The organism is Flavobacterium muglaense, assembly GCF_014305155.1.
Classification (GTDB): domain Bacteria; phylum Bacteroidota; class Bacteroidia; order Flavobacteriales; family Flavobacteriaceae; genus Flavobacterium; species Flavobacterium muglaense.
This window is the reverse complement of the sequence record NZ_JACRUK010000067.1, coordinates 1-14,106: the sequence shown is the minus strand read 5'-3', so window position 1 is coordinate 14,106 and position 14,106 is coordinate 1. Positions and strand designations below refer to the sequence as shown.

Below are 14,106 nucleotides of genomic sequence, written 5' to 3'. Positions count from 1 at the left end.
TGCATTTAAACAAGAAAAAGTAGCTCTAAATACCTCTGTTTTATTGGATTTGCAATTTTTCAGCAAGCCCTAATTAGGCAGTAATTCTACCTCAGCATTTGGATTAAAAAGATACATTTTACCCGAACTAATTTCCAAACACTCAAAGCGTTTTGTCCGAATCGCTATTTTTTTAAAAATCTTCCCGTTTTGAATTCGAAACACGCTTCCATAAGGAAGTTCAAAAACATAATTCATATCATTTTGCTTATCGAATTGCTTTAAGGCTAGTGACAATTGAGCATCAGTATCACTACTAGCGGTAGGGTTTCTAAAATGCCTTGCCAACAAAGGCAACAAATGATTCGGAAAAATCTCAGGTCGAATAAAAGGCACCATCAATTGCTGAAAGGAATATTTCCATTCTTGACCGTGGGGTTTTATACGCCGACCAAACTTTTCAAAAGCCACTAAATGCCCTATTTCATGAATAAGCGTAATTAGAAACTTATACTTATTCAAACTCGAATTAACCGTGATTTCGTGCTTACCACTCAGTCCTTTCCTGTAATCACCATGACGCGTTTGCCGCTCATTGACAATCTTAAGATGCACATGATGGGTAACTATCAATTCAAAAACTGGTTTTACAGCATGTTCAGGGATATATCGTGCGAGAGTATCGATCAAAATAACTGTAATTTATGGATTTGTCGAAGAAACTTGAAGTACCTTTCCGTTGTAATATTTATTCCCTGTTAATGTAAAGTCAAAGATATAGGTTGCCATTCCACCCGCTGATATGGGCGCTTGATAACCAGGAAAAGCTTCTTGTAACATCTCTGTTTGTACAGAACCCAGCGCTAAAACATTGAATGAGATCCCTCTTTCTTTGTATTCTTCTGCTAACAATTCAGATAATGTAATAACCGCACCTTTACTTGAACTATATGCCGCAAGTCCTGCGAACTTCAAGCTTCCTTGAATTCCGCCCATAGAACTTATCGTTACCACATGACTCCCTTTTTGAAGATATGGTAAACAAACACGAGTTAAATTAGCCACGCCAAAAACATTCACTTTGTAAACAGATTCAAAATCTTCTTGAGTCGTTTCTGCAAAAGGCTTTAATAATAAACTTCCAGCATTATGCACTACAGCATCCACGATTTTCCATGAACTTGCTAGAAAATCGGTGACACTATCTAAGTCTGCTTCATTAGACAAATCCACCGATAGACAACTTATATTTTTATGCTCCATAAGAGCTGCTGGCGTTTTTCTTGACAATGCTAATACTTGATGACCTGCATTTGCAAATAACAATGCTAGCTCATACCCTATTCCTCTACTTGTACCTGTAACAATAATATTTTTCATAAAGCAAAAATAAACAAAACCTTTAAAAATACAGCTCATAAACAGCCATATATTTTTAGTTGGCCGCAACAAAAAGCCGAATTTAGTTTTATTTTTGTTTCGAAAAATAATCTGTAAAATGACAGGAAACATCACATTCGAACCAGCAAGCCTATCTGATATAACAGGCGTCTTAGCGTTACAAGAATTATACTTAGTCACCAACCTAAGTGACATTGAAAAACAAGCTGGTTTTGTCACAACCCGTTTTACAGTAGCACAGCTCACCGATGTAATCACGAACAATGGCTTATTTCTAGCCAAAGACAACCAAACGGTGATCGCTTACATCTTTGCCGAAAGCTGGACTTTTTTTAATCAATGGCCCATATTTGAATATATGTGTACCTTATTCCCACAGTTGTCTTTTGAGCACTTCAAGACAATCACCACCATTAATAGTTTTCAATACGGTCCTATTTGCATTCATACAGGTTACAGAGGAAAAGGAATTATTCGTCCTTTGTTTGAACTCATGCGAGAAAACACAGTTGCAAAATACCCTTTAGCTCTAACGTTTATCAATAAAAAAAACATTCCATCATTAAAAGCGCATACAAAAAAGCTAAACTGGACAATTATCAGCGATTTCCAATTCAACAACAACGACTATCACGTACTAGCGTACGATATGAAAAATGCGGTTGAATAAAACTACGTTTTAGACTTTTGAACATACTTTTTATAGACTTTAAAAGCTTGAAAAAGCGCCAAGCCCAAAAACAGTATCGGAATAACAACAGGTAATAAGTAGCTCGAAAATCCAGAAGCATTCAAAGCCAATGTGTATAAAACGTATACTAGTACAGCCATTCCTCCAAAAGTTCCTGCCAAAGTTCCCGCCACATAATAATACTTTCGTGTTCCTTGAATATCAATGTATTTCCCATTAATTAAATACAAATTCCAACCCGTCCAAAAAGGCAGTTGCAAAAAATTGACACTACTTAAAAGTACACCAATCACAAAAGGAGAATATTTAATATATGGATCTAAATAATGCTGATCACCAACCGTTTGGTTGGACTGTGAGTAGAAAGAATAGGCTAACAACAACAAAAAGAAGAACCCAAAAACATCAATTATCTTCATCAACTTCTTATTATTCACTAAGCTATTGGCAAAAATCAAAGTGAAATAAACCACCAAACCTTCCACCGCAATAACTCCTAGTAAATACCAAATCAAATTATAAACACCAAATTGCGTGTACATTTCGAAACCAATAAAATTTAAATAACCTAATGGAATCGAGCCTAGAAAGCTCACTACAAATCCCATCAAACTATTCTTCAGTGCTTTCATGGTCTAAAAATTGACAATTTTATTGCTTTGTACAAGATGCATTCTATATTCTTTCATTCCTTCGTTGTGTGTTAAATAAGGTGATCCGCTTTTATGATTCGCAACACTAATCTCGTACATGTATTTAATGTGTCGTGCCAATTCTTTCCAAGCAAAAAACAAGGAATGTTTGGGGTCGTAAATATGAGTAGGCTCACTGGCAGCGCCATTTAGCTCTACAATCGAAAAGTTTTTACCCTCTTCAAACTCGGCTATCGTATTGTACATTATATCCAGTCTCCCGAAATAAAAACCTGGGATTTGCACACACATTTCATTGATTACTTTTTCTAATTTTGGCGAAATCCAATCGCTCCTATCGATGAATTTTGCACCGCGAGCATGATTCCCGTAAGGCACCAAATTAATTTTTTCACTCAAAGCAGGAATATCTTGTAAACGATCCCCGTACTCTTGTTCCAAAACGTTTAATTGCAACTCATAACGCGGGTTTTCCTTTATTAATTCTTCGATTGTAGCCACACCATTACCTGTGATAATCAAAAATTCTTTAGCAACTATGCCCGTAATTCTGCCCACTTTTTCATGCGGGTATCGTACATAGAAAACACCTACTTCGTGTGCAAACGGAATTAAATCCTGTACTAAAAAATCAAAATTAGCCTTTGAGGCATAGTGTTGCAACTCTGTACTGTTCTCAATTTTCTTAACACCCGAACCACGCAAACCGATATCAGGTTTTGCAATCAATGGATAACGAATACCCGCATCTGAAATGTATTTTTCGATTTGCTCGAAAGTAGTTCCTTCTACAACTAACTCGGTTTTTGGGAAATAAATTTGCGGAATTAAATCATAAATCGCTTTCTTAGACTCCATCATAAAACCTCCGTTTTTTATAGTAGGATTAGAAGCATTAAAGAAAAAAAGTGATTTTGCTTTCAAAGCATAAAAAATCCATTGAAAATAAATAGGAATATAAACCAACTCAAACGGCCAATATTCCCAATGGGTAATTTTATGAAACAATAATTTATAACGTCTGAGTAGTGTGACTTGAGGCATTTTTATTTTTTAAACTATAATAAATGAAGTGGTCGCTTCTTGATTGGCAATTAAGTCATAATGCTTTAATACGACCTTATTTTGCTCAGCCACCGCTTGAGTAATGCTCAATGTTTTTAAGACATCATTTAGGTTTATAACCAAGCCACTTTCGTGATTATCTTGATCTGCGTAGCGATGAAATTGATACATATCCAGCTCTGAAACTTGCTCTTTTCCTTCTAGAAAACGATTAAAAAGCCCTTCACGTTCTTGCCTAACTATGTCAGAATACAAAGTAGCCGATGACCAAATATGCTTCTCATTAGCACTTAAACTCACCGTTTCTTTCTGTACACCATCCCAACGCAACTGATAAAGTGCTTCATTTTGAAATAAAACTAAGGTAAATGGTTCTATATTATCTAAATCCAACTCGTCCCAGAAATCCCTTGGCGAGTCAGCACTTATAACATCTAAAACAATTAATCCTCGGCTTTTTCGATATGAATTTCCAATGATATGTTTTTCATTGGCACCATTCAGCAAGACTACAATTGTACCCTTATCATCTACGGCATACCAAGTTCCTCCGGCTCTAGGGTCTTTTGGGAAAATAATATTTTTGCCATTAACCACATAATTCTTAGGTGCAATTGCACTTGGTCTAACAACCGCTTCATCACGATTTGAAGTAATAATTACTTTCTGACCAGTTTTTACAAAACTTACTGTACACATTTATTTCTATATTCGATTGTTGAACGCGCCACACCAAAATCGTCATTAATAGTTATAGATTCCATTTGTAGAATAGCCACTTTAATAAGCGCTTGATGATGAATGCAATGTTCTAAATTATAAAGTAATTCTCTAAAATAATTACTTTTGATTCGTAGTTGTTCCTTGTCAATTATCTGTTCTAATTCTAGTTCTTTATTTTCTTTATCCAATGCTTCTTTTACCAATTGAATTTGCAAAACAGCAAAAGCAGTATCGGTTTGAATTAATGCATTCCTGGGTCTATCATCATAATTAACAAGAGCCAATTCATAATTATTTTCAAGACATTGGAACATTTCAACAATATGCCTCGTATGTTCTCCAATAGAAGAATTACTCAAAGCAGCACACGGTTTTGCATATTCACAGTCTGTTAATTGACTAAGCAAGCTTATCAATTCATTCAAACTTTTATTTATAGAAGGTAATAACATATTAATTTTTAATTAGTAATGCATTGCGCATTACGCTCTTATTTATATATAGCAAAAGTGCACAACAAATTAAAACAATTACTGCCATAAAAAACAGCAAGCCACCATCATTTTGCAATTCTATTCCCAAAAACAATACATGAGCGCCAATCGCAGCGACCATCAAACCGAATCCTAAAAATGCACCGATAGTCTTTGTTTGAGGAACGATAATTAAAACTACCGCTATCAACTCGACAATCCCAGCACCTATTCTTCCGTAGGGTTCAACTCCCAAAGTTCTAAAAATGAAAACACTTTCGACGGCTCCAGAAAATTTAAAAAACAAAGTTTGAAGCAAGATTAACGCAACTAATATCCGTAAGAACCAACTAAATTTCGGGGATTTTATCATCCTAAATTTCAAATATTTAAATACCAATTAATCTGCTTCACGAATAGATAACTAACAACTAATTAATCATTTTATTGTTTCGTTTTTTAATGACTTAGCAGCCGCTACTAATAAATCATTAGAAATTCTATGTTTATAATCTGGGCTAATAAATTCAAACTCAATATCTCCCTTATTATTTACAATAAAAACCGAAGGCACTGGTAAAAAATCAGTATTCAAACCGTTAGAACTTTTAGAAAGCATCGATTGGTACTTTTCTGGAGCCTGAAACGCGATTCCCATTGCTTTGGCAAGCGCTCCGTTTCCATCAGATAACAAAGTATAATTTACTTTATCTTCAGTTGCTTTTAAGTTAGATGGACTGTCGGGACTTATTGCTATAATTTGATACCCAAGATCCAGTAACGAAGCTTCGGCTTCCGCCAATGCCGCTAAATGCAAATTACAATAGGGACACCATCCGCCACGGTAAAAAACCAATACCGTTCTTTTCTTTTGAAACAAATCGCTTAAAGCTACATCTTGATTGTCAATTGTTTTCAAAGTAATTGCAGGGATTGATTCACCAATTAATAAGGGAGAAACATCCGTTGCTGTTTTGGGTAATAATTGTTGCGCATTTACAAATGAAGCAAGTAAGACGAACACAATAGTGCATATATTTTTCATAGTATATAATTTTTATTAATACAAAACTAGGCTACAATTGCTTAGCTATTTGTCCGCTAGCTTGCAAAACCCAACAAAATAACTAAAACTTATAAATATCCTTTAGTATAATTTCTTTTCTATTGTAAGATATTAAGCCGTTGCTTTCCATCTCATTCAGTAATTGGGTTGCAGTTTGTCGAGAAGTACAAATAATTTGAGCAATATCATTTTGCGTCAAATAGTTTTCAATTACAATTGTAGAACCGCTTGCAACCCCTTCCCTTTCGGCCCAATCTTTTAAGAACAAGCTCAGTCGGGTTTTAGCATCTTTTGAAATTAAGTTAGAGTAACTGTTTTTAATGCGCTTCATTTTCAAACCTACAAATTTAGTGTAGGACAAAGCAAGATTGGGATTGCGCAGCAGTAAATCCTCAAAATCAGAAAGTAAAAAACTACAAATCGCAACATCATCAGACAAAACCTTTGCGTATTCATTAGACTCGTTATCTGATTCTAAACCAAGCTCACCAAACAAATCTCCTTTTTGAATGATGTCTTTTATACTTTCATTTCCATCTTCATCAACGGCAACAATTTTAATATTTCCTTTTTTAAGTAGAAAAATCCGAGGCACATCCGATGCACTAAAATAAATAATTTCGCCTTTTTTTGCTTTTTTAAAACCGGTAATAATGCACAATTGTTTAATATCACCAAAACTTAAGGTTTTAAATAATTTATGATCGCGCAGGTACCAATATTTTAAATCATCGTACATAAAAAAGAATCTTTGCCGTAAATGTAGTCTTTTTTTGAAATTAAAAAAACCATTAAAAATAAGGAATTCCGCCGATTTACACCGGAATTCTTTACCCTTAATGGCTTTAAAAAAACGAACTAAATCTGATTAAGAAACTAAAGTTCGTGATATTACAATACGTTGAATTTCTGAAGTACCTTCATATATCTGTGTAATTTTAGCATCACGCATCATACGCTCCACGTGATATTCAGACACATATCCGTTTCCACCATGAATTTGAACCGCTTCAATAGTCGTATCCATTGCTACTTGTGAAGCATACAACTTAGCCATAGCTCCAGATTGTGAAATATCTTTACCTTCATCTTTTTCTGAGGCTGCTTTAAGTACTAATAATTTAGCTGCCATTATTTGAGTTGCCATATCGGCTAATTTGAATGCAATTGCTTGGTGTTTAAAAATTTCTTTACCAAATGCTTTACGCTCTTGCGAATATTTCAATGCTAGATCATAAGCACCAGTTGCTATTCCCAAAGCTTGAGAAGCAATACCAATACGACCACCGTTTAATACCGCCATTGCAAATGCAAATCCGAAACCGTCTTCACCAATTCTATTTTCTTTTGGCACTTTTACATCACTAAACATTAAAGAGTGTGTATCAGAACCACGAATTCCCATTTTCTTTTCTTTTGGACCAATATCAAATCCAGCCCATCCTTTTTCAACAATAAAGGCATTGATTCCTTTATGTCCCTTTTCAACATCTGTTTGTGCAATTACGATATAAGTAGAAGCCGATGAACCGTTTGTAATCCAGTTTTTAGTTCCGTTTAATAAATAATGATCCCCTTTGTCAATTGCGGTTGTTTTTTGAGAAGTAGCATCAGAACCTGCTTCTGGCTCAGACAAACAAAATGCCCCAATCACATCTCCTTTAGCCAGAGGCACTAGATATTTCATTTTTTGCTCTTCGTTGCAGTATTTTTCTAATCCAGCACAAACCAAAGAGTTATTAACCGACATAATTACTGCAGCAGATGCATCTATTTTTGCAATTTCAGTAATTGCTAAAACATACGAAATACTATCCAAACCTGACCCACCATATTTTGGATCAACCATCATTCCCAAGAAGCCTAGATCGGCCATCATTTTTACTTGATCAGTAGGAAACTTTGAATGTTCGTCTCTTTCTATAACTCCTCCTAATAATTCAGTATTTGCAAAATCTTTAGCTGCTTGCTGAATCATTAAATGCTCTTCGGTTAGGTTAAAATCCATATTTTTATTGTAAATTAATTGTTCTTAAGTTTGTTCACAAAAGTAATTAATTAATTATCAGATTTCAAACGATTTCGTAAATTTAGCAAATGTTTAAAGAAAACTATAATATCATAGGAGTCATGTCCGGAACTTCACTAGACGGTGTCGATTTATCACATATTCACTTCACAATTAAAGAAGGCAAATGGAGTTTTGAAATTCTAGAATCAGCTACGATGCCTTATGATTCTCAATGGATAAACACCTTAAAAACGGCTGTTGACTTTTCGCCTCAAGAATTAGCTAACTTAAATACTAAGTACACCGCTTTGCTAGCGGGTATTATTAACGATTTTATTCAAAAAAATAATATTGAAAAACTAGATGCCGTATGCTCTCACGGACATACTATTTTACATCAACCGCAAAATGGCTTGACTTTACAAATAGGCAACTTACCCCAGATCGCTACACTAATAAATCAAACTGTAGTTTGCGACTTTAGAGTACAAGATGTCGCTCTTGGTGGTCAAGGCGCCCCGTTAGTTCCTATTGGCGATCGCATCCTTTTTTCTTCCTATGATTACTGCATGAATCTAGGAGGGTTTTCTAATATTTCATTCGAACAAAAAAACAAACGAATCGCTTTTGACATTTCGCCTGTCAACACCGTTTTAAATTACTACGCCAATCAACTTGGACTCGATTATGATGACAAAGGACAATTAGCCCGAAGTGGAAAAATTACTACAGCATTGTTAGAGCAATTAAATCAACTCGATTTTTACCAGCAAAGCTTTCCAAAATCCCTTGGTTTTGAATTTGTAAAAGAAACTGTTTTACCTTTGATCGAAAATTACAATGTTAAGATCGAAGACAAATTACGCACTTTCACTGAACATGTAGCGCAACAAATAGTTATTGCTTTACCCATAAAAAAAGGAAGTCTGTTTATTACCGGCGGAGGAGCATACAATAACTTCCTGATAGAATGCATACAAAAACAAGCGCCAGAAGTCGAAATTATAATTCCAAGCCCTAAATTATTGGAATTTAAGGAAGCACTTATTTTTGCTTTATTGGGGGTTTTAAAACTAAGAAACGAAATAAACGTACTTTCTAGCGTAACAGGTTCACAATCAGATCATAGTTCAGGTGTTATTTACCATTCAAAATAATTCCTGAAATACAGAATCTGCATTATTCTTTTTTTATATTTGTGCAAATTAAACATATCGCAAGAAAATGAAAGATTTACTGAAGAAATTTGAAAATAAAGAACCTGAAATAGTATTCAACTGGAAAGATGCCGAAACAGAAGCTGAAGGCTGGACAGTTATCAACTCATTACGTGGTGGTGCAGCTGGTGGTGGAACAAGAATGAGAAAAGGACTAGATATGAATGAAGTTTTGTCATTAGCCAAAACGATGGAAGTAAAATTCTCTGTTTCTGGACCTGCAATTGGTGGAGCAAAATCAGGAATCAATTTTGACCCAAATGACCCTAGAAAAAAAGGTGTATTACAACGTTGGTACAAAGCCGTTTCTCCATTATTAAAAAGCTACTACGGAACAGGTGGAGATTTAAATGTTGACGAAATCCACGAAGTGATCCCGATGACCGAAGAATGTGGTGTTTGGCACCCACAAGAAGGAGTGTTCAACGGTCACTTTAAACCTACAGAAGCAGATAAAATCAACCGAATAGGACAATTGAGACAAGGTGTTATCAAAGTAATTGAAAACCCTAAGTTCTCGCCAGACGTTTCTAGAAAATATACGATTGCTGATATGATCACTGGTTTTGGTGTTGCCGAAGCAGTTCGTCATTTTTACGCTACTTATGGTGGAGATGTAAAAGGAAAGAAAGCAATTGTACAAGGTTTTGGAAATGTAGGATCAGCAGCAGCTTTTTACTTGGCCGAAATGGGTGCCAAAGTAATTGGTATTATCGATCGCGATGGTGGATTAATCAATGAAAACGGATTCACATTTGCCGAGATAAAAGAATTATTCTTGAACAAAGACGGAAACAAATTGGTAGCCGAAAACATGATTCCCTTTGAAGAAATCAATGAAAAAATATGGACTATAGGCGCTGAAATCTTCACGCCTTGTGCAGCTTCACGTTTAGTTGCTCAATCACAAATAGACAGCATGATTGCAAGCGGTTTAGAAGTTATTTCTTGTGGTGCCAATGTCCCTTTTGCAGATAAAGAAATTTTCTTCGGACCAATTATGGAAGATGTAGACCATAAAGTAAGCTTGATTCCTGACTTTATTTCAAACTGCGGAATGGCAAGAGTATTTGCTTATTTCATGGAAAAGAAAGTAACCATGACGGATGAAGCTGTTTTTCAAGATACATCTGACATTATTAAAAGTGCCATTGAAAAAGCGCACGCTTTAAACAATTCAAAAACAAACATTAGTGCGACTGCATTTGAAATTGCCTTGAAACAATTAGTATAAAGAGTCAATAAAAGCTGTATTTAAAAAATCAAAAGCTGTTTAACAAATTCGATTTAAACCGAAAATGCTAAACAGCTTTTTACAATATGTGCAGCAAAGACAAAGGAAAGAATTAATATTTCTTTACCATTTTTATCTCAAAAAATAACAATTTTTATAATATATTAGCGTTTCCATAATAAATAAATTTTTATGAACATAATGTTACAAGCAGATACCTTATCTGTCGCTAGCGAAACGCTAGCCGAAGCAGTTCCCGTAGAAAAAACCTTATCGATAATTGAGTTACTAACTAGCGGAGGATTAGCCGGTCAGATTATCATGACTTCTCTTTTTCTAATGTTTTTCGTAGCGCTCTATTTGTACTTCGAACGATTAATGGCCATCAATGCAGCATCAAAAATTGATGTGAATTTCATGGGACAAATAAGAGACAATATTAGAAACGGTCGCATCGACAACGCTAAAATGGCGTGTGCCCATTCAAAATCTCCAGTTGCAAGACTAATCGAAAAGGGGATTTCAAGAATAGGAAAACCATTAGACGATATTAATACTGCCATTGAAAACGCTGGAAAACTAGAAATTTACAAATTAGAAAAAAATGTAAGTATGCTAGCTACCATTTCAGGAGCAGGACCTATGACTGGATTTTTAGGAACAGTTGTAGGAATGATTCAGGCTTTCCATAAAATGGCAAGTTCTGGCGGACAAATCGAAGTGGGAGCCCTATCCGAAGGGATCTATACCGCGATGACAACAACAGTTGTGGGGCTAGTTGTAGGCATTATTGCTTATGTTGGTTACAACCATTTAGTTGTTAAAACCGATAAAATCGTACACCAAATGGAAGCGAATGCTGTTGACTTTTTGGATTTATTAAACGATCCCGCTTAAACAGTAGCGCTTTCAATACAAAAACAATCTACTTATGAATTTAAGAGGACGAAATAAAGTAAGTGCCGAATTCAATATGTCATCCATGACAGATATTGTTTTCCTACTACTTATATTCTTTATGCTGACATCAACAATGGTAACTACTAACGCATTAGACCTAGTACTTCCCAAAGCAAAAGGAAAAACCGATAGTAATAAAAACATCGCAGTAAGCATCAATAAAAAATTAGAGTTTTTTATTGACAAAGAACCCGTAGCCGAAACGGAATTGGAGGCAAAATTACTTGCTTTATTTGCTAATGATAAATCCAAAGCGATTATCCTAAGAGCAGAAGAAGGGGTACCTATTGAAAAAGCAGTAAATGTTTTAGACATCGCCAACAGAAACCAAATCAAAGTCGTTTTAGCCGTTAGACCTAAATAATTTTTTTGCCTTTCAAAAAAAATTGATCTATTCTACATGAAATATATAGAAACAGAAGAAGAAAAAAAATCATTTGTAATTACATCAGTACTTTTTGTATTGATGTTTATCTTGTTTTTTTATCTAGGATTGACTTCACTGGATCCACCGCCTGAAAACGGAATCGCGATTAACTTTGGAACCTCTGAAACAGGCTCAGGTGATGTACAACCTACTGAACCAATACAATCAGCACCACAACCTACAGCCGCACAACAAGCTGCAACCAGTGATGACGAAGTAATGGCTCAAGACGTCGAAGACGCTCCTGTTATGAAACCAGTAAAAAAAGCACAACCTACTAAACAAATAGCGACTGAGCCTGTAAAACCAAAAGCTAAAGAAAACCCAACACCATCCAAAAGCACCTCAGACGCTCTTGCAAGTTTAATCAATGGACCAAAATCTGATGGAAAAGCAAGAGGTGGAGAAGGAAATGACAATACCGCTGGAGACAAAGGAAGCCTTAACGGAGATCCCTACGCTAACAGCTATTACGGTTCAGGCAGCGGAACTGGAAACGGCAGCGGATGGGGCTTAAACGGTCGAAGCATCAGCACACGAGGTAAAGAAGTACAAAAATGCAACGAATTTGGTACCGTAGTCGTTCAAATCACAGTGAATCGTAACGGAAATGTTGTTGCAGCAAAATATACTAAAGGAACAACAAACACCAACCCTTGTCTTGTAGAGCCTGCTCTAGCCACAGCCCGTAAATACAGATGGCAACCAGACTCAAATGCACCCGAAACACAAATAGGGTTCATCACTGTCAACTTCAAACTAGGAGAGTAATTGCCTAAGGGCAAACATAAAAATTGTACTCCATTTTCTAAATTTTCCTTACAATGAATTATCAAGAAACTACAGAGTGGATGTTCAATCAACTCCCTATGTACCAAACTCAAGGTGCATCAGCTTATAAAAAAGATTTAACCAATACCCATCAGCTGATTGAACATCTTGAAAATCCGCATAAAAACATCAAATGCATCCATGTTGCAGGAACCAATGGAAAAGGATCCACATCACATATGCTAGCTTCAATTTTACAAGAAGCAGGTTACAAAGTAGGACTTTACACCTCGCCACACCTAAAAGACTTTAGAGAACGCATCAAAATAAACGGACAGGAAATTACAGAAACCTTCGTTTGTGATTTTATTCGCGTAAATAAATCTTTTTTTGAATCGAATGCCATTAGTTTTTTCGAAATGAGCGTTGGACTGGCCTTTGATTATTTTTCAAAAGAAAAAGTAGATATCGCTATTATCGAAGTAGGTATGGGCGGACGACTAGATGCCACAAACATCATTACACCGCTAGTATCAGTCATAACAAACATTGGCCTAGACCACACGCAATTTCTGGGCAACACACTAGAAGCAGTAGCATTTGAAAAAGCCGGAATTATCAAACCCGGACTACCAGCTATCATAGGCGAATACACGATAGAAACCAAACCGGTCTTTTTGGCGAAAGCCGCTGAAACCAAATCCGATATCTATTTTGCATCCGATCTCATTACCACAACGCATCCATCCGATCTAATAGGATCCTATCAAATACACAACAAAAAAACCGTTTTACAAACAATTGCCATACTAAACAACCAAACTGAATTTAACATCCAACAAGATCACATCATAAAAGGATTGCTACAAGTGGTGAAAAATACGGGATTACAAGGGAGATGGCAACAATTAGGCGTTTCACCAAAGGTAGTTTGCGACACCGCACACAATAAAGAAGGACTTTCCATTGTAATGGACCAACTATCCAAAGAAAATTTTGAGCAATTACATATTGTATTTGGCGTAGTGAATGACAAAAACCTAGATCAGATTTTACCTTTATTACCCAAAAACGCCATTTATTATTTTACTAAGCCAAATAATCCAAGAGGACTTCCGGCCGAAGAATTATACAGCAAAGCTACTGCTTCTGGCCTTACAGGACAAGTATACAATTCAGTGACAACAGCTTACAAAAAAGCACTGCAAGCAGCGACAGACAAAGACATGATCTACATTGGTGGCAGCACCTTTGTAGTTGCAGAAATTTTATAATTTTTTTATTTTTTTGCTTGTATATCTAAAAAAGAGTCTTATATTTGCACTCGCAATAAGTAAATGAAAATTTACAAATTGTATTAGGGCGATTAGCTCAGCTGGTTCAGAGCACCTCGTTTACACCGAGGGGGTCGGGGGTTCGAACCCCTCATCGCCCA

The 14,106-nt window shown here is 35.8% G+C and carries 17 protein-coding genes and 1 tRNA gene; 8 read left to right on the top strand and 10 right to left on the bottom strand.

The features are described from left to right. Window positions 1-69: 69 nt before the first annotated feature. Together H8R24_RS16705 and H8R24_RS16700 are read right to left on the bottom strand one after the other, a co-directional pair. Window positions 70-669, bottom strand: coding sequence for a SprT-like domain-containing protein (locus H8R24_RS16705; RefSeq protein ID WP_187021376.1), 600 nt, complete (start codon window positions 667-669; stop codon window positions 70-72). A 12-nt stretch (window positions 670-681) separates the two neighbouring features. Continuing rightward, the gene (locus H8R24_RS16700) at window positions 682-1,359 is read right to left on the bottom strand and encodes an SDR family NAD(P)-dependent oxidoreductase (protein WP_187021374.1); all 678 of its coding nucleotides are present in this window, start codon (window positions 1,357-1,359) and stop codon (window positions 682-684) included. A gap of 118 nt (window positions 1,360-1,477) precedes the next feature. Here H8R24_RS16700 and H8R24_RS16695 point away from each other — a divergent pair, with 118 nt between their 5' ends. Next, the gene (locus H8R24_RS16695; RefSeq protein WP_187021372.1) at window positions 1,478-2,050 is read left to right on the top strand and encodes a GNAT family acetyltransferase; all 573 of its coding nucleotides are present in this window, start codon (window positions 1,478-1,480) and stop codon (window positions 2,048-2,050) included. 2 nt (window positions 2,051-2,052) lie between these two features. Here H8R24_RS16695 and H8R24_RS16690 read toward each other — a convergent pair whose 3' ends face one another. The 8 genes from H8R24_RS16690 to H8R24_RS16655 all read right to left on the bottom strand — a co-directional run bounded on the left by H8R24_RS16690 (window position 2,053) and on the right by H8R24_RS16655 (window position 8,059). After that, the gene (locus tag H8R24_RS16690) at window positions 2,053-2,703 is read right to left on the bottom strand and encodes a hypothetical protein (protein WP_187021370.1); all 651 of its coding nucleotides are present in this window, start codon (window positions 2,701-2,703) and stop codon (window positions 2,053-2,055) included. Window positions 2,704-2,706: 3 nt separating this feature from the next. After that, a complete protein-coding gene (locus tag H8R24_RS16685; RefSeq protein ID WP_187021368.1) occupies window positions 2,707-3,768 on the bottom strand; it encodes a D-alanine--D-alanine ligase in 1,062 nt (353 codons plus the stop codon). A gap of 9 nt (window positions 3,769-3,777) precedes the next feature. Beyond that, window positions 3,778-4,488: an NRDE family protein gene (locus H8R24_RS16680; RefSeq protein WP_187021366.1), complete on the bottom strand. Its 711-nt coding sequence runs from the start codon at window positions 4,486-4,488 to the stop codon at window positions 3,778-3,780. After that, window positions 4,476-4,964 (bottom strand): DinB family protein, encoded by a 489-nt coding sequence (locus H8R24_RS16675; RefSeq protein ID WP_187021364.1) that lies wholly within the window; start codon window positions 4,962-4,964, stop codon window positions 4,476-4,478. Before H8R24_RS16675 ends, H8R24_RS16680 begins: the two co-directional genes overlap by 13 nt. A 1-nt stretch (window position 4,965) precedes the next feature. Then, on the bottom strand, window positions 4,966-5,292 hold the full coding sequence (locus tag H8R24_RS16670; RefSeq protein WP_225876855.1) for a DoxX family protein: 327 nt from the start codon (window positions 5,290-5,292) through the stop codon (window positions 4,966-4,968). A gap of 132 nt (window positions 5,293-5,424) precedes the next feature. After that, entirely contained in the window at window positions 5,425-6,030 is a 606-nt protein-coding gene (locus H8R24_RS16665; protein ID WP_187021361.1) for a peroxiredoxin-like family protein, read from the bottom strand. Window positions 6,031-6,112: 82 nt separating this feature from the next. Continuing rightward, window positions 6,113-6,790 carry a Crp/Fnr family transcriptional regulator gene (locus H8R24_RS16660; protein WP_187021359.1) on the bottom strand — a complete coding sequence of 226 codons (678 nt, stop codon included), beginning with the start codon at window positions 6,788-6,790 and terminating at the stop codon, window positions 6,113-6,115. Between the two features lie 129 nt (window positions 6,791-6,919). Next, on the bottom strand, window positions 6,920-8,059 hold the full coding sequence (locus tag H8R24_RS16655; RefSeq protein ID WP_187021357.1) for an acyl-CoA dehydrogenase family protein: 1,140 nt from the start codon (window positions 8,057-8,059) through the stop codon (window positions 6,920-6,922). Window positions 8,060-8,148: 89 nt separating this feature from the next. Here H8R24_RS16655 and H8R24_RS16650 point away from each other — a divergent pair, with 89 nt between their 5' ends. The 7 genes from H8R24_RS16650 (at window position 8,149) to H8R24_RS16620 (ending at window position 14,106) form a co-directional block, all read left to right on the top strand. Continuing rightward, the gene (locus H8R24_RS16650) at window positions 8,149-9,219 is read left to right on the top strand and encodes an anhydro-N-acetylmuramic acid kinase (protein WP_187021356.1); all 1,071 of its coding nucleotides are present in this window, start codon (window positions 8,149-8,151) and stop codon (window positions 9,217-9,219) included. Window positions 9,220-9,286: 67 nt separating this feature from the next. Further along, window positions 9,287-10,513 (top strand): Glu/Leu/Phe/Val dehydrogenase dimerization domain-containing protein, encoded by a 1,227-nt coding sequence (locus H8R24_RS16645; protein WP_187021355.1) that lies wholly within the window; start codon window positions 9,287-9,289, stop codon window positions 10,511-10,513. Between the two features lie 192 nt (window positions 10,514-10,705). Then, the gene (locus tag H8R24_RS16640) at window positions 10,706-11,410 is read left to right on the top strand and encodes a MotA/TolQ/ExbB proton channel family protein (RefSeq protein ID WP_187021354.1); all 705 of its coding nucleotides are present in this window, start codon (window positions 10,706-10,708) and stop codon (window positions 11,408-11,410) included. Between the two features lie 34 nt (window positions 11,411-11,444). Then, window positions 11,445-11,837, top strand: coding sequence for an ExbD/TolR family protein (locus tag H8R24_RS16635; RefSeq protein WP_187021353.1), 393 nt, complete (start codon window positions 11,445-11,447; stop codon window positions 11,835-11,837). A 36-nt stretch (window positions 11,838-11,873) separates the two neighbouring features. Continuing rightward, window positions 11,874-12,671, top strand: coding sequence for an energy transducer TonB (locus tag H8R24_RS16630; RefSeq protein WP_187021352.1), 798 nt, complete (start codon window positions 11,874-11,876; stop codon window positions 12,669-12,671). 53 nt (window positions 12,672-12,724) lie between these two features. Beyond that, entirely contained in the window at window positions 12,725-13,945 is a 1,221-nt protein-coding gene (locus H8R24_RS16625) for a bifunctional folylpolyglutamate synthase/dihydrofolate synthase (RefSeq protein ID WP_187021351.1), read from the top strand. 86 nt (window positions 13,946-14,031) lie between these two features. After that, a tRNA-Val gene (locus H8R24_RS16620) sits at window positions 14,032-14,106 on the top strand.